16 protein-coding genes and 2 pseudogenes are annotated in these 15,948 nt (G+C 55.6%); 16 read left to right on the forward strand and 2 right to left on the reverse strand.

Annotated features, from left to right (window positions below):
- The first annotated feature begins 24 nt into the window (after positions 1–24).
- The 13 genes and pseudogenes from urtB to J1784_RS15290 all read left to right on the forward strand — a co-directional run bounded on the left by urtB (position 25) and on the right by J1784_RS15290 (position 12,941).
- Positions 25–1,602: an urea ABC transporter permease subunit UrtB gene (gene urtB / locus J1784_RS15230; RefSeq protein ID WP_217149939.1), complete on the forward strand. Its 1,578-nt coding sequence runs from the start codon at positions 25–27 to the stop codon at positions 1,600–1,602.
- Positions 1,602–2,675, forward strand: a complete 1,074-nt coding sequence (gene urtC, locus J1784_RS15235) for an urea ABC transporter permease subunit UrtC (protein WP_217149940.1) — start codon at positions 1,602–1,604, stop codon at positions 2,673–2,675. The genes urtB and urtC overlap by 1 nt, the downstream gene beginning before the upstream one ends.
- A gap of 8 nt (positions 2,676–2,683) precedes the next feature.
- A complete protein-coding gene (urtD, locus tag J1784_RS15240; RefSeq protein ID WP_217150043.1) occupies positions 2,684–3,481 on the forward strand; it encodes an urea ABC transporter ATP-binding protein UrtD in 798 nt (265 codons plus the stop codon).
- A gap of 11 nt (positions 3,482–3,492) precedes the next feature.
- On the forward strand, positions 3,493–4,191 hold the full coding sequence (gene urtE, locus J1784_RS15245) for an urea ABC transporter ATP-binding subunit UrtE (RefSeq protein WP_217149941.1): 699 nt from the start codon (positions 3,493–3,495) through the stop codon (positions 4,189–4,191).
- A 230-nt stretch (positions 4,192–4,421) separates the two neighbouring features.
- Entirely contained in the window at positions 4,422–5,090 is a 669-nt protein-coding gene (locus J1784_RS15250; RefSeq protein ID WP_217149942.1) for a cysteine hydrolase family protein, read from the forward strand.
- A gap of 409 nt (positions 5,091–5,499) precedes the next feature.
- Positions 5,500–5,880, forward strand: a pseudogene (locus J1784_RS26905) (oxamate carbamoyltransferase subunit AllH family protein); the annotation flags it as partial.
- Positions 5,881–5,973: 93 nt separating this feature from the next.
- A pseudogene (gene fdrA, locus J1784_RS15260) lies at positions 5,974–7,512 on the forward strand (acyl-CoA synthetase FdrA).
- Positions 7,512–8,921 carry a YlbE family protein gene (locus J1784_RS15265; RefSeq protein WP_217149943.1) on the forward strand — a complete coding sequence of 470 codons (1,410 nt, stop codon included), beginning with the start codon at positions 7,512–7,514 and terminating at the stop codon, positions 8,919–8,921. Before fdrA ends, J1784_RS15265 begins: the two are co-directional and overlap by 1 nt.
- On the forward strand, positions 8,918–9,880 hold the full coding sequence (locus J1784_RS15270) for a carbamate kinase (RefSeq protein ID WP_217149944.1): 963 nt from the start codon (positions 8,918–8,920) through the stop codon (positions 9,878–9,880). The genes J1784_RS15265 and J1784_RS15270 overlap by 4 nt, the downstream gene beginning before the upstream one ends.
- Positions 9,881–9,895: 15 nt before the next feature.
- Positions 9,896–10,288 carry an allophanate hydrolase-related protein gene (locus J1784_RS15275; protein WP_238485541.1) on the forward strand — a complete coding sequence of 131 codons (393 nt, stop codon included), beginning with the start codon at positions 9,896–9,898 and terminating at the stop codon, positions 10,286–10,288.
- A 31-nt stretch (positions 10,289–10,319) separates the two neighbouring features.
- Complete coding sequence (locus J1784_RS15280; protein ID WP_217149945.1) at positions 10,320–11,540, forward strand: cytosine permease; 1,221 nt, start codon at positions 10,320–10,322, stop codon at positions 11,538–11,540.
- An 84-nt stretch (positions 11,541–11,624) separates the two neighbouring features.
- On the forward strand, positions 11,625–12,530 hold the full coding sequence (locus tag J1784_RS15285; protein WP_217149946.1) for a LysR substrate-binding domain-containing protein: 906 nt from the start codon (positions 11,625–11,627) through the stop codon (positions 12,528–12,530).
- A gap of 27 nt (positions 12,531–12,557) precedes the next feature.
- Positions 12,558–12,941 carry a hypothetical protein gene (locus J1784_RS15290; protein ID WP_217149947.1) on the forward strand — a complete coding sequence of 128 codons (384 nt, stop codon included), beginning with the start codon at positions 12,558–12,560 and terminating at the stop codon, positions 12,939–12,941.
- Between the two features lie 63 nt (positions 12,942–13,004).
- On the opposite strand, the gene J1784_RS15295 is transcribed toward J1784_RS15290, so the two are convergent.
- A complete protein-coding gene (locus J1784_RS15295) occupies positions 13,005–13,253 on the reverse strand; it encodes a GlsB/YeaQ/YmgE family stress response membrane protein (protein ID WP_120132770.1) in 249 nt (82 codons plus the stop codon).
- A 407-nt stretch (positions 13,254–13,660) separates the two neighbouring features.
- Between J1784_RS15295 and bhsA the strand changes: the two genes are divergently transcribed.
- The 3 genes from bhsA (at position 13,661) to J1784_RS15310 (ending at position 15,173) form a co-directional block, all read left to right on the forward strand.
- Positions 13,661–13,918, forward strand: a complete 258-nt coding sequence (bhsA, locus tag J1784_RS15300; RefSeq protein ID WP_120507840.1) for a multiple stress resistance protein BhsA — start codon at positions 13,661–13,663, stop codon at positions 13,916–13,918.
- A 155-nt stretch (positions 13,919–14,073) separates the two neighbouring features.
- Entirely contained in the window at positions 14,074–14,709 is a 636-nt protein-coding gene (locus J1784_RS15305) for a LysE family translocator (RefSeq protein WP_120507841.1), read from the forward strand.
- Between the two features lie 17 nt (positions 14,710–14,726).
- On the forward strand, positions 14,727–15,173 hold the full coding sequence (locus tag J1784_RS15310) for a GNAT family N-acetyltransferase (RefSeq protein WP_120507842.1): 447 nt from the start codon (positions 14,727–14,729) through the stop codon (positions 15,171–15,173).
- Positions 15,174–15,213: 40 nt separating this feature from the next.
- On the opposite strand, the gene yfcF is transcribed toward J1784_RS15310, so the two are convergent.
- Complete coding sequence (yfcF, locus tag J1784_RS15315) at positions 15,214–15,846, reverse strand: glutathione transferase (RefSeq protein ID WP_217149948.1); 633 nt, start codon at positions 15,844–15,846, stop codon at positions 15,214–15,216.
- Positions 15,847–15,948 lie beyond the last annotated feature (102 nt).

A 15,948-nucleotide genomic window follows, 5' to 3' on the forward strand; every position in this document is an offset into this window, starting at 1 on the left:
AAATCCGGGCAACAGGAAAACATCATGACGCATTTTTTATCTCACTTCAGGCCACTGCTTTTCCTGCTTTGTTGCCTTCCGCTTCTGGCCGAGGCGGGCGCAGCGAATGACTTTGCTGCCGCCAGCCGCAGTCAGCAGGCCACTTTATTACAGCAATGGGCGGCGGATCCGCAGCCGGAAAGACTGCCGCTGCTCGAGGCGCTGAAGCAGGAAAACGTCGTCATCGACGAAGCGAAACACGCGTTCATCCAGAACGGCGATCAGCTGACACCGCTGGAAGGCGACGTCAAACCGCAGGGCGACGCTAAAAAAGTCTGGCTGAACAACCGCCTGCGTATTTTGATTGCCAATGCGCTTTCCGCGCATCGTCTGGTCAGCACCGACAGCGCAGTCCGCTTGCAGGCCGCAAAATCCTTACAGCGCGAAGCGCAGGCCGATCAATTGCCGCTGTTGACTCATCGGCTTGAACTGGAAAAAGACAGCGCGGTTCACGACGCCCTTTCCATCGCGCTGGCGAATTTACAGCTGACCGATGGCAGCCCGCAGGTGCGCCTGAAAGCCGTTGAGCTGCTCGGCACGTCGGGCGATCCGGACACACAAGGCCGTTTGCAAAGCCTGACTGACACGAAAACCGAGCCTGATGCGACAGTGCGTAACGCCGCGCTCAGCAGCCTGAAAGCAGTGCAGCATCGCCTGATGATCGGCGATTTACTCGGGCAGGCCTTTACCGGTTTATCGCTCGGCTCAATTCTGCTGCTCGCTGCGCTCGGTCTGGCGATCACTTACGGCTTGCTGGGCGTGATTAACATGGCGCACGGCGAGATGTTAATGCTCGGCTCCTATTCGACTTACATGGTGCAGTCCCTGTTTCAGCACTACGCGCCGGGGCTGCTGGCGTTGTATCCGCTGGTGGCGCTGCCGGTGGCATTTTTTATCACGGCGGGGATTGGCATGGCGCTGGAGCGCACCGTCATCCGTCATCTCTACGGTCGTCCGCTGGAAACCCTGCTGGCGACGTGGGGCATCAGCCTGATCCTTATTCAGGGCGTACGCGTGCTGTTTGGCGCGCAAAACGTCGAAGTGGCGAATCCCGGCTGGCTTTCCGGCGGCATTCAGCTGCTGCCCAATCTGGTGCTGCCGTACAACCGCATCGCGGTGATCATCTTTGTATTGCTGGTCCTCGGCCTGACCTGGCTGCTGCTCAATAAAACGCGCCTCGGTATGAACGTACGCGCCGTAACGCAAAACCGCGCGATGGCGGCCTGCTGCGGCGTGCCGACCGGACGTGTCGATATGCTGGCGTTCGGCCTCGGTTCCGGCATCGCCGGTCTGGGCGGCGTCGCGCTGTCGCAGTTGAGTAACGTCGGCCCGGAACTCGGTCAGGGTTACATCATCGACTCCTTCCTGGTCGTCGTGCTCGGCGGCGTCGGGCAGCTGGCGGGTACGGTGGTGGCGGCCTTTGGTCTTGGCATTGTGAACAAAATTCTTGAGCCGGAAATCGGCGCGGTACTGGGCAAAATCCTGATCCTCGCGCTGATAATCCTGTTTATCCAGAAACGTCCGCAGGGACTCTTCGCCTTCAAAGGCAGGGTGATTGACTGATGAGCCAGCCGCTGACGATTACCGGCGTACAAAAAGCGCCGAAGATTGCGATTTCGGTGGGCACGCTGGTGCTCATCCTCCTGATTGTGATGCCGTTTCTGGCGCTGTTGCCCGCCACAAATCCGCTGGCGATCTCCACTTACACGCTGACGCTGGTCGGTAAGATCCTCTGTTATGCGATCGTCGCGATCGCGCTCGATCTGGTCTGGGGCTACGCCGGTTTGTTATCGCTCGGCCACGGATTATTTTTTGCGCTCGGCGGTTACGCGATGGGCATGTATTTGATGCGCCAGGCCGCAGGCAGCGGACTGCCGGACTTTATGTCGTTTCTGTCGTGGACTGAACTGCCGTGGTTCTGGGCAGGCACTCAGCATTTTGCCTGGGCGCTGTGCCTGATCGTTCTGGTGCCCGGCGCGCTGGCGTTTGTGTTCGGCTATTTCGCCTTCCGCTCAAAAATCAAAGGCGTGTATTTTTCGATCATGACGCAGGCGCTGACCTACGCCGGTATGTTGCTGTTTTTCCGCAATGAAACCGGCTTCGGCGGCAATAACGGTTTCACCGGTTTTACCACCCTGCTCGGTTTTCAGGTCACCGCCACCGGCACGCGCGTGGGATTATTTCTGGCGACGGTTATGGTGCTGGTCGCCAGCCTCGCACTGGGTTTTGCGCTGGCGAGAAGTAAATATGGCCGCGTGCTGACCGCCGTGCGCGACGCCGAAAACCGGCTGATTTTCTGCGGTTACGATCCGAAAGGTTTCAAGCTGTTCGTCTGGACGATTTCCGCCATGTTATGCGGTCTGGCGGGCGCGCTGTATGTGCCGCAGGTCGGGATTATCAACCCCAGTGAAATGTCGCCAACCAATTCCATCGAAGCCGCCATCTGGGTGGCGCTCGGCGGGCGTGGCACGCTGATCGGCCCGATTATCGGCGCAGGCATCGTCAACGGCGCGAAAAGCTGGTTCACCGTCGCCATTCCCGAATACTGGCAGTTTGTGCTCGGCGGCATGTTTATTCTGGTGACGCTGTTCCTGCCACAAGGCGTGATTGGTCTGCTGCGCAAGAGGAAATCCTGATGAGTCCGATGACCATGACCGAAGACCTGTTTACCCAGCCGCATCTGGCGGACAGGCATCGCCAACAGACCGACCCGATTTTGCAGCTGGAAAACATCAATGTCAGTTTTGACGGATTTAAGGCGCTGACCAATTTGTCGCTGAACATTGGCGTCGGCGAATTACGTTGTGTGATCGGCCCGAACGGCGCGGGGAAAACCACGCTGATGGACGTGATCACCGGCAAAACCAAACCGCAAAGTGGCCGCGTTTTTTACGATCAGCGTACCGATCTGACCAAGCTGGATCCGGTGCGCATCGCGCAGTCCGGCATCGGGCGGAAATTCCAGAAACCGACGGTGTTTGAAGCACTGACGGTGTTCGAAAATCTGGAAATCGCGCAGAAAACCAATAAGTCGGTGTGGGCGTGCCTGCGCGCCAAAATGAACAGTGAACAGCGCGACCGCATTGATGAAATGCTCGGCACGCTGCGTCTGGCGGCGGAACGTCATCGTCCAGCGGGGTTGCTGTCGCACGGTCAGAAACAATTTCTGGAAATCGGTATGTTGCTGGTACAGGAGCCGCATTTATTACTGCTCGACGAACCGGCGGCGGGCATGACCGATGCCGAAACCGAATACACCGCAGAGTTGTTTAAACAGCTGGCGGGTAAGCATTCGCTGATGGTGGTTGAGCACGACATGGGTTTTGTGGAAACCATCGCCGACCACGTGACGGTGCTACATCAGGGGCAGGTTCTGGCCGAAGGTTCGCTGCGCGACGTGCAGGCCAACGAGCAGGTTATCGACGTGTATTTAGGACGCTGAGGAATTGCATTATGTTGCAGGTGAATGAACTGAATCAGTTTTACGGCGGCAGCCATATTTTGCGCGGCCTGTCTTTCGAGGCCAGAATCGGCGAAGTGACGTGCCTGCTCGGGCGAAACGGCGTCGGCAAAACCACGTTGCTGAAATGCCTGATGGGGCTAATCCCGGCGAAATCCGGCACCATCAGCTGGCAGGATCAGGTGATTAATAACCGCAAACCGCACCAGCGCGTGCAGGCGGGAATTGCCTACGTCCCGCAGGGTCGCGAAATTTTTCCGCGCCTGACCGTCGAAGAAAATCTGCTAATGGGTCTGTCGCGTTTTTCAGGCAGCGCAGCCAAACAGGTACCGGACGAAATCTACCATCTGTTCCCGATCCTGCTGGAAATGAAACATCGTCGCGGCGGGGATTTGTCCGGTGGTCAGCAGCAACAGCTGGCGATTGGCCGTGCGCTGGCCTGCAAACCGAATCTGCTGATCCTCGACGAACCTACCGAAGGTATCCAGCCATCGGTTATCAAGGAAATTGGCGCCGTAATTAAACAGCTCGCCGCCCGCGGCGACATGGCCATTCTGCTGGTCGAGCAATTCTACGATTTCGCCGCCGAACTCGCCGACAGCTATCTGGTGATGTCGCGCGGCAGCATTGTAAAACGGGGACGCGGGGAGGAAATGGAGGCCGAAGGCGTACGGGGGCTGGTGGCAATTTAGCATTCATCACACTCCACCGATAAAAATTTTCACGCCATCGGCGTGTCAGCATCACATTATTTGCGGCACGCCGCAGCGGTTTGCGTCATCTCACACTTCTTCCCTGCTAAAAATCCCGCTGCAAAATATTCGGCGCTCACCGGAAAATCATTTCGCTGTCCCCCTTTCTTCGCCTCTTTATACTGGCGCTCAGAGACTTTTCCCCACACCGGATGTTCAGGAGATTAACGATGACTACGCATCAGTTTCAGGCAGAACCGTTCCCGTTAGCATTTGATCCGCAAACTACCGCACTGATAATGATTGATATGCAACGCGATTTCGTCGAGCCAGGCGGTTTTGGCGAAGTGCTGGGCAATGACGTGTCGAAAGTCCGCACTGCGATTGCGCCGTGTAAACAAGTGCTGGATGCCGCTCGCGCGCAGGGAATGCTGGTCATTCATACCCGCGAAGGCCACCGTGCTGATCTGAGCGATTGCCCTCCGGCCAAACTGACCCGTGGCGGTCAGACGTTTATCGGCACAGACGGCCCGATGGGACGCATTCTGGTCCGCGGCGAAGCCGGTCACGACATCATTCCTGAACTGTATCCGGTTGCTGGTGAGCCGGTTATCGATAAACCGGGTAAAGGCGCGTTTTATCAGACTGACCTGCATCTGGTGCTGCAAAATCACAGCATCAGAACGCTGATCGTCTGCGGCGTGACCACCGAAGTGTGCGTCACCACCACCGTGCGCGAAGCCAATGACCGCGGTTTTGAATGCATTATTCCAGAAGATTGCGTCGGATCTTATTTCCCTGAATTCCAGAAATCTGCACTGGAGATGATCAAAGCCCAGGGTGCGATCTTTGGCTGGGTAAGCAACGCGGACGCCATCGTCGGCGGCTTGAAGGCATAACGTGCAATTGCCCGTCGTCTCGCTCGGGTATCTGGCTAAACACCGCCTCGCGCAGTCGCTGAAAGTGCACAGCCGCTTTCAGCATGCGGTGAACCTGATGGCAGACGACGGACATCTGCTGACGCTGCTCGATGCCAGCCGGTATCTGAATCTGCCGGATGCAGTGCGTGTTCAGCTGCCACACGGCTGGGACTGGCGGCACATGACCAGCGGGATAAGCGGGCTGGAGAATGCCTTGATCTGGCAGCCGGAAATCACACCGGCACATTCCACCCAGCGGCCGCAGCATTACGCGATTCTGGTGGACGAACTGAGCAGAGAAGCGGTGGAAAGCGAACTGATGCTGCTTCCCGGCGGTGACAGCACGAAGCGCCAGCCGCAGATTTGTGCGCAGGACTGCGCACAAACGCTGACGTTTCAGGTGTCACAGCTGGTCGGCTTCGGACGCGGACTGACGCCCGACGGCGACGATTATCTGCTCGGGTATCTGGCCGCATTATGGCGCTGGCAGAACGCACCACACATCGCCGGACATGTTCAGCTGATGCAGCAGATAGTCGCCAGCCAGCTGACGCGCACCAATGATATCAGCGCGCATTATCTGCGCCGCGCGTTGCACGGGCATTTCTCTGAGCCGCTTTGCAACCTGCTGATTCTGCTGACTACACCGGCCAGCAACGAACAGATCCGCAGCGCGGCTCAGAACGTCATGCAGTGCGGTGCCAGCTCAGGGACGGATTGTCTGGCGGGCCTTCTGCACGGAATACGCACGCTTCAGACCACGTTGTAACTCACTTTTTTATCTTCATGCCGGACGCCCTGCGCGCGCTGGCAGGGGATCCCTTTGCCTTAAAAAAACAGGCAGTAAGCACAGGTAATTGTTATGAGTGTCATTTCTCAGGTTTACAGCAATATGTATCAGGATTCGGTTTCACTGATGCAAATCTCCGCCAAAATCAGCAAACAGCCGGGTATCGGACAGGCATCTGTGGTGATGGGTACGCAAACCAATCTGGCACAGCTGGCGGATGCCGGTCTGGGTCAGGACATTTAAGCCGGTCCAAATGATCTGATTATTGCGGTCAAAGGCGATGAAGCGGCCTGTAAAGAGGCGATGACGCTGGCGTGCGAACTGCTCAGCAGCAAACCGCAGGAATCCGCCACAGACGGCGTGTTCGCGCCAAATCTGGTGAGTCTGGAGATGGCGCTGGAACGCCATCCGGTGATCAATCTGGCGCTGATTTCTGTGCCGGGCGATTACGCCGCCGCCGAGGCAATTAAGGCGCTGCAACTGGACATGAACGTGATGCTGTTCAGCGATAACGTCAGTCTGGCGCAGGAAAGGCAGATCAAGATGCTGGCCCGCGAAAAGAACCGGCTGGTGATGGGGCCGGACTGCGGCACTGCGATCATCAATGGTATGCCGCTGGGTTTTGCGAACGTCGTCAAACGTGGCGCAGTCGGCGTGGTCGGCGCATCCGGCACCGGTGTGCAGGAGGTCACCTGCCGCGTGGATCATCTCGGCGCGGGGATTTCTCAGGCACTCGGCACCGGCGGCCATGACCTGCATGAAGACATCGGCGGTATTTCCATGCTGTACGGTCTGGAAATGCTGGCAGGCGATCCGCAAACCAAAGTGATCGTGCTGATTTCCAAGCCCCCTGCCCGCGCAGTCGCGGAACGCATTCTTGAACAGGCCAGCGCCTGCGGCAAACCGGTAGTGGTGAACTTCCTCGGCGCAGATGTGGCGGATATCACCCGCGATCACGTTTACCCGGCAACCACTCTCGCAGAAGCCGCCGATAAGGCTGTGGCGCTGCTTGACGGCAAGCCATCCGTGGCGGCTTTCGGTGAAATCATCAGCCCTGAGCAATGCCACGCCTTACCGGCAACGCGCACCGATATTCGCGGCGTCTTTGCCGGTGGCACCTTCTGTTATGAGAGCCAGCTGATTTGTCAGCAGCACGGATTCAGCGCGACCTCCAACACGCCAGTTTCCGGCAACAAAAAGCCTGATGATTTATGGCGCAGCAGCGGTCACACCCTGATCGACATGGGCGATGACGATTACACCCGTGGCAAACCGCATCCGATGATCGACCCGACCCTGCGCAATCAGCGCATTGCCGCTGAACTCAGAGATCCTAAAACCGCCGTTCTGCTGTTTGATCTGGTGCTGGGTTATGGCGCCGCCGCTGAACCTGCCGCCGAATTGCTGGAAATCTTCGCACAACATCCGAGTGACCCGTGCCCGCTGCTGGTTGCCCATGTCTGCGGCACCGAAGCCGATCCGCAACAACGTTCACGTCAGATTCAAGCATTACGCCAGGCGGGTGTGATGGTTGCCGAATGCAACGCACAGGCTGCGCTGTGGGCCAGCCAGATTGCCCGCATTCAGGCAGAAAAGAAGGAAGCAAAATAATGAATACATTACTTAATCAGCCCCTTTGCGTGGTCAATGCCGGTCTGAATAGCTTTGCAGAAAATCTGAAAACCGCCGGTGGCAACGTTGTGCCCCTGAGCTGGCAGCCGCCTGCGCTGGGCGATATCGGTGCAGGTCTGAGCCTGGCGCAGTTGCTGCGTCATCCGCTGGTCGAGAAAGCCAACGAAATGGCGTTTACCCGTTATCTCAGCGCACAACCGGCTCTGGTGGATGTGCTGGCCGCGCGTGAGGCCATTCCGGCCATGAGCGAGCGAAAACTGATCCTGCATTCCGGTCCGCCTATCGCCTGGAAAGATATGTGTGGTCCGGTGAAAGGCGCGATTATCGGCGCGGTGATTTACGAAGGCTGGGCAACCGGTCATCAGAATGCAGAACAAATGATTGAAGCAGGTGAAGTGGCGCTTGAGCCTTGTCATCACTATCACGCGGTCGGTCCGATGGCAGGCATTATCAGCCCGTCGATGCCGTTGTGGGTGATTGAGAATAAAACCACCGGCAAACTGGCATTCAGCAATTTCAACGAAGGTCTTGGCAAAGTGTTGCGCTTTGGCGCCAACAACGAAGAAGTTCTGGATCGTCTGCGCTGGATGGCAAAAGAACTGGCACCGGCCATGAAAGCGGCGGTGTTAAAACTCGGTGAGCTGGAACTGAAACCGATGATGGCGCAGGCGCTGCACATGGGCGACGAAGTGCATAACCGCAATGCGGCAGCCACCGGTTTGCTGATCAAGCGTCTGATCCCGGCGTTGCTGGAATGCAATCTGCCTGCCGAACAGCTTCAGCGTTGTGTGGCATTTATCACCGGTAACGATCACTTCTTCCTCAATCTGTCGATGGCGGCCTGCAAGGCAATGATGGATGCGGCAGCGGACGTACCTTATAGCTCGATGGTCACCGTGATGGCGCGTAATGGCGTTAACTTTGGTATCCGCCTTTCCGGCACCGGCGACCGCTGGTATCAGGCGCCGGCCAATCCGGTGGAAGGCTTGTTCTTCCCTGGCTACGGCGTGGAAGATGCCGCTGCGGATCTGGGCGACAGCGCGATTACGGAAACGGCCGGTGTCGGCGGTTTCGCGATGGCGTCCTCTCCGGCCATTGTCAAATTTGTCGGCGGTACGCCAGCAGATGCTTCCAATAACAGCCGCAAAATGCAGCTGATCACCCTCGGTGGTAATCCGGCATTTACCCTGCCCGCACTGAATTTTGCCCCGACGGCGGCAGGCATCGACGCACGTAAAGTCGCCGATCGCGCCATCCTTCCGATCATCAATACCGGTATCGCCCACAAACTGGCGGGCGTTGGTCAGATTGGCGCGGGGATCACCACCGCACCGATGTCCTGCTTTACCGATGCCCTTCAGGCGCTTTCTCAGGGGATCCCGGCATGAAAAAACCTTTAGCCGTGGTGGCTGTCGGCGGAAACGCGCTGATCGCCGATGAACACAAAAATAGTATTCCGGATCAGTATCAGGCGGTTATCGAAAGCGTTCGTCCGGTCGTGGACATGATTGAAGCGGGCTGGGACGTGGTTCTCACCCACGGCAATGGCCCGCAGGTCGGGTTTATTCTGCGCCGATCGGAACTCGCAGCCGGGGAAGTTGCGCCAGTGCCGCTCGATTACGCGGTCGGTGATACGCAGGGTGCGATTGGCTATATGTTCCAGAAAGCGCTGCTCAATGAGCTGCAAACGCGCGGAATTTCTCGCAACGTCGTGGCGCTGGTGACGCAAACCGTGGTCAGCGCAGAGGATCCGGCGTTTCACAATCCGGTTAAGCCTGTCGGCGCATTTATGGATGAAGCCATTGCGCACCAGCGTCAGCAGGAACTTGGCTGGAGTATTGCCGAAGATGCCGGACGCGGCTGGCGCAGAACCGTGCCCTCACCGCTGCCGCTCGACGTTCTTGAACGGGAGACCATCAGCGCATTGCTGGCTCAGGGCTGCATTGTGATTGCCTGCGGCGGCGGCGGAATTCCGGTGGTTCGCGACGAACATCAGCAACTCAAGGGCGTCGAAGCGGTCATTGATAAGGATCTGGCATCAGCCCTTTTAGCGGAACAGCTCGGTGCTGATTTGCTGCTAATCCCGACGGGTGTGAGGCAGGTCGCCGTGAATTTTGGCACGCCGCAACAGCAATGGCTGAGCAATCTGAGTGTGGAACAGGCCGAAACCTTTATTCGCGAAGGGCAATTTGGCGCGGGCAGTATGCAGCCGAAAGTCGAAGCTATCGTGAAGTTTATCAATAACAGCCAGCAACAGGGAAAATACGCCAAAGGACTGATCACCACCCCGGAAGCGATTAAGGCTGCGCTGAATCATCAGACCGGCACCTGGATTTCAAATAATTAAAATAAGGACACCAAGATGGAAAATACGATTTTACTGGCAGTGAACGGTACGCTGATGCGCGGCCTGGAACTGAACCCGAACATGACCGGCGCGGGCGGCGTTTTCGTGCGCGAAGACAATACTGATGCCCATTATCGCTTATGGACTATTAACGACCGTCATCCCGGGATGATCCGCGTGATGCAGGGCGGCAACACCGTCAGTCTGGAAATCTGGGCGCTGCCACCGGCCTCTTTTGCGGCACTGCTGAGCAGCGAACCGGCGGGTCTGAGCATCGGCAAAGTGAAGTTGCAGGATGGCAGCGAAGTGCTGGGTGTGTTGGCGGAACCATGGCTGGTGGAAGGGCAAAGCGAAATCACCGAAACCGGCGGCTGGCGTCAGTATACCGGGCATCACCATACCCTCTGAAGGAACAGCCTTAACTGAAAAGGAACAGGTTATGCGTAAAACAGAAAGTGCTCCGAATACTGCGTCAGGATTGCGTATTGCCATGATTTTACTCGGCATTGCGGTCACGCCGGTTTTACTATCCTCATCAAGTCTGGGCAACCAGCTGTCAGGTTCTCAGCTGATTACGGTGGTTGCGCTCGGCGGCATGATCCTCACACTGCTGGCGGCCATCACCATTTGCGTGGGAGAAAAAGCCCGTCTGCCCACCTATGGCATTGTGAAATACGCGTTCGGCGAGAAAGGCGCGGTGGCGATCAACATTCTGATGGCAGTCAGCCTGTTTGGCTGGATTGCGGTCACCGCCAATATGTTCGGCCATTCGGTACATGATTTGCTGGCTCAGCACGGGCTGGACGTGCCTGCGCCGCTGCTGGTGGCGCTTGGTTGCTGCGTGTTTGTCGCCTCGACGGCATTCGGTTTCGCCGTGCTTGGTAAAATCGCGCAGGTCGCCGTGCCGGTGATTGCGCTGGTGCTGGTGTACATTTTGTATGTCGCGATGCACGGCCACGCGCCGGTCACAGAAAGTCTCAGCCAGATGAATACCGGCGTAGCGGTGTCTACCGTGGTTGGCACTATTATCGTACTGGTCGCGACATTGCCTGATTTCGGCAGTTTTGTGCATAACCGTAAACATGCGCTGATCGCCGCTGTGGCGGCGTTTCTGGTAGCGTATCCGTTGCTGTACTGGGCCGGTGCCATGCCGAGCGCGCTGAGCGGTCAGGGTTCCCTGCTCGGCGCGATGGCCGTTTTTGGCGCGGTATTACCGGCAGCCATGTTGCTGATTTTTGCGTGCATTACTGGTAATGCGGGGAATATGTTCCAGGGTACGCTGGTGGTTTCCACCCTGCTGAGCCGCTTCCTTAAATGGCAGATTACGCTGGCGCTGGGTGTCCTTTCGGCAATTGTCGGCAGCATGGACATCATGGCATGGTTCATCCCGTTCCTGCTGTTTTTGGGGATTGCCACTCCGCCGGTGGCCGGGATTTATATCGCCGATTTCTTCCTGTATCGCCGCCACGGCTATCAGGCAGAAGTGCTGACCCGCGAACCGCACATCAAGTTAATGACGTTTGTCGCCTGGCTGCTCGGCTCGGCGGTCGGTTTCATGACCGTTAAAGGCATGATGACGCTGACCACCATTCCGTCCGTGGATTCGATTCTGGTGGCGTGTGTTTGTTATGCGTTGTTTAGCCGGATGCAAAAGCACTGACGGAGAAAAGGGTAAAATACGGCATAATTAAGGAAATCAGTCATGACGACGGGTTTCCTTTTTTTATGGCAGGAGCGCCTTTGTATGCTGATTTCTGATGAAAGTATTCGTATCGTCCATCTGGTCGCGAAATACCAGAGCATTACCACCGCCGCCGATCAGCTGAACAAAGTCCCTTCTGCCATCAGTTATACCGTGAAAAAGCTGGAAGAAAGCCTGGGCGTGGCGCTGTTTATACGCAAAGGCAACCATATTGAACTCACTCCGGCGGGACAATATTTTAACTGTCACAGTCAGACCCTGCTCAGCGACCTTGATGCCCTGAAACGCAACACGGCGCTTATCCATGACGGCGTCGAACAGGAGTTTATCATTGCGGTGAATAACATCGTGCCGGTGCCGGTGCTGGTGGATTTTATCAGCGTGTTTGAAAGGACGTTTCCGACCACGCGGCTGTCGCTGAACGTTGAGGTTTATAACGGCTGCTGGGATGCGCTTTACAGCAAACGCGCTGATCTGGTTATCGGCGCGCCGCATAATGTACCGGGCAGCGAAGGCGTTATTACCGAAAGCCTGGGCCAGCTGGAATGGGATTTCGTTGTCGGTCCGCAGCATCCGCTCGCCACCCTGATGCAGCCGCTGAGCAATATCGAACTGCGAAAGTATCCGGCGGTGTGTATCCGCGATACCGCCGTGAATTTCGCCCATCAGCAGGCCTGGTTGCTGGAAGGCCAGAAACCGCTGTTTGTCCCGGATTTTGCCATCGCCATTTCGCTTATCGGACGCAATACCGGCATCGGCTATGTGCCTCATCATCTGGCTTTACCGTTGCTTAATAATGGACAGCTGGTGAAAAAACCGATGCAGGAACATAAACATGCGACACAACTTTTTCTCGCCGCCCGCTCCGATGGCGTGGGAAAAGTCTGCCAGTGGTGCATGGATTACCTGCTGGATCCGGGGGTAAAGGCGGAGTTGTGCGGGAATTGAAAAGTTTACAAATTGATTGAGACTAAAATGCCAAAAATCAAAAGTCACGAAGCCCTGGTGCGTCAGCGCAAGCGCTGGGTAATGCTGGCGGTACTGGTCGCGCTTATCACGGCAGGTTATCAGTGGTGGAAACAGGGGACACTCGTCTCCGAGCAGTGGAGTCCGAACAAACAGTATGTGGTGCGTGAGTACCGTACCTTCGAATTCATCCCGCGCATGACCATGCCGGGCGATGGCGGGCATTATTCCGGTTATATGCGCGTGTACAACCGCGACGGCAAGCAGTTTTACGAGGAGTATTCCGACCTGCTCGACTTTATCGAAGGTCCGTTCTGGGCGAAGGAAGGCGTTTACTGGATGGGCAATGATAACCAAGACATCGTACGGCTGCCGACGTCGCCGGTGGAGTGATTAACAGGCACAAAAAAGCCGCGACCTGCGCGGCTTTTAGCATATCAACGTAAGGTCGAAACCTTAGCTTCTGACTTTACGGTAGATAAACAGAACGACGATCGCACCGATCACTGCGACAACGAAGCTGCCGAAGTTGAAGCCGTCTACTCGACCAAAGCCGAAGAAAGTACTGATATAACCGCCGATCACGGCACCCACAATACCCAGAACAACAGTCAGAATAAATCCGCCGCCATCTTTACCGGGCATGATCCATTTCGCCAGAATACCTGCAATCAGACCAAAGATAATCCAGGATAAAATTCCCATTTTTCGACTCCTCCGAATTAATTTCCGTTACCGTGAATATTGTTCAGCCAAGTTAGCCAAACAAGAGCAAAACCATTCGGGTTCTGCGAGCAGAAAGTGTGTTTAACACTCAAGCCCCTCTTCGTGAACTGCTAGTAAAGTCTAGCACCCTTTCTACAAAACCGCTCAAAATCAGCAGGAAGGGTGAGAAACGCAGAGAAATCTAAGGCAATTTCAAGCTGTGTCAGCACGAATGCGGTTTCGTCAACCACCCGCACAAGGACGTAAAATTGCGTAAAATGTAGACCAAATATTTTGAACGAGATACTCAAATCAATCCGTTTTTCATCGTCAGCCATCCGGCCTATTATGCATCCATCGAAAGGCAAACACCTTTCACTCTCATAAACCTGAATGGATTAATCATCATGAAAAACGTCAAAATTTTTGCTGTAGCTGCAACCCTTTCCCTGATTTCTTTTGGCAGCTTCGCGGCTCAACAGATTACTCAGCCATCCGGTGATATGCAGAAAATCGGCGTAATTTCCGCAGCCAACTCCACCACCCTCGGCGGTCTGGAAGCGAAATTATCTCAGCAGGCTAAAGACGCAGGCGCATCTTCTTACCGCATCATCTCCGTGACCGGTAATAACAAACTGCACGCTGACGCTGAAATCTATAAATAATCTCCCGCGTAAACCCTCTGAAAAGCCTGTGGAAGCCCGACTTCCACAGGCTTTTTTATTTGCCAGTATTTTTATGCCAAATTTTTCCTTATTTCGCGATTGCATCTCTCCCATCCTGTTCACTATTCTGGTTTTTTCGCTCATCAGGAAAAGCCATGACTGTTACCGAATCTCTCCTTTCTTACGCGCTTGCTGCGGGAATTTTAACGCTGACGCCGGGACTTGATACCGCTTTAGTTCTGCGCACGGCAGCCAGTCAGGGCAGCAAAAAAGCGTTATCGTCAGCATTTGGTATCAGTACCGGCTGTCTTATCTGGGGCGCGATGGTCGCTCTGGGGCTGGGGGCGGTGCTGGCAGCTTCTGAAATGGCGTTTACGTTACTTAAGTGGACCGGTGCGGCGTATCTGGCCTGGCTTGGTCTGCAAATGCTTCTCAAACCCCGCAGCGAAATGAATATGGCCACGCCTGAGAACGGCGGAAAAATGCTACGTATTGGCAATTCTCCGTTCATGAGGGGGCTGTTTGGCAATGTACTGAACCCGAAAGTCGGCGTGTTCTATGTCTCTTTCCTGCCGCAGTTTGTCGCCACAGGTTATCCGCTCGGGCCTTATATTTTTGGACTCGCTGCCATGCACGCCGTCATTGGCACCCTGTGGTCAGTCACGATGATTTCTGCCACGCGCCCGCTGTCGCGCTGGTTACGTCGCCCGGCGGTGGTCAGAACGCTTGATCGCTTAACCGGCACCGTTTTTCTCGCCTTTGCAGTACGACTCGCTATGACTAAACGCTAACTAAAAGGAATGCTGTCATGAAGACCCGCCTCAGCCATGCCCCGACTGAAAACGATCTTGAGGAGATCAAAACTGCCCTGCGTAATTTCAACCGCAACTTTGTCCCGCAGTCGAAGTTTCGTGCGTTAGGTATTTTTGTGGAAGATGAGAACGGAAGTAAACAAGCGGGGATTGTGGCGGAAACGGTCGGCAACTGGATGTATATCCAAATGTTGTGGGTAGATGAGTCGTTACGTGGAAAAGATGTAGGGACACAGCTGATTGCAGAAGCGGAAGCAGAAGCTAAAACGCGGGGTTGTCGCTATTCACTGGTCGATACGTTTAGTTTTCAGGCCCGGCCATTCTATGAGCGGATGGGTTACGAAATGCAGATGGAGCTGGAAGATTATATCCGCGATACGCGTACGCCTGAGGATGCACCTTCTACCCATACGCGGTATTTCCTGACCAAAAAATTAGGCTGAATGATCAAAGCGCGGCTGCACGGGCCGCGCAGTTTTTCAGTTATTTAGCAGACAGGGCCAGCCATTCCTGAACCGCAGGTCGTTGCCACTGTGCCTCAGCGTAAGCCGCGAGTTTCTCCGGCATTGCGTCGCCATTGAGACGCAGACGGTTCAGCATCAGCGCCAGATCCACATCCGCGATACTCCATTCACCAAACAAATGTTCTTTGTCGCCCAGCAAACGCTCAGCGGCGGCATACAATTTTTCAGCGGCCTGCTGCCCGTTTACAGAAAGCGCCGGACATTTTGCCCCGGCAAACACCACTACCGTTGAGCGCTCCTGACGAATGGGCATCAGATCACTGCGCAGCCACGCCTGCACTTCACGCGCTTTGGCACGGTTTTCCGGATCTGCCGGATAGATAGCCGGAAACGTCGGCGCAGGGAAAAGTTCTTCAACGTATTCATCAATCGCCGAAGATTCGGATAACACAAACGTGCCATTGGTCAGCGTGGGAACGCGACGGGTCATGGACAGCGCGGAATAGGTTTCTTTCAGGTTCTCCGCATCCGCCAGGCTGACCGTTTCCAGTTCAAACGGGATGCCCTTTTCCGTCAGCGCCACAAAAGCTGACATCACGTAAGGACTGAAAAAATTAGCGTCAGAATACAAAATCAGCGAAGACTGGCTCATGGAAATCTCCTGAAAAAATAAAGCAAAGGAGAAAAACATAGCGCAGAAAGCGGGATGTGTCGTTAAAAAACCGGGCAGTAAAGATAAACGTTCGCATCCTGC

This window comes from Rahnella ecdela, assembly GCF_019049625.1.
GTDB lineage: Bacteria > Pseudomonadota > Gammaproteobacteria > Enterobacterales > Enterobacteriaceae > Rahnella > Rahnella ecdela.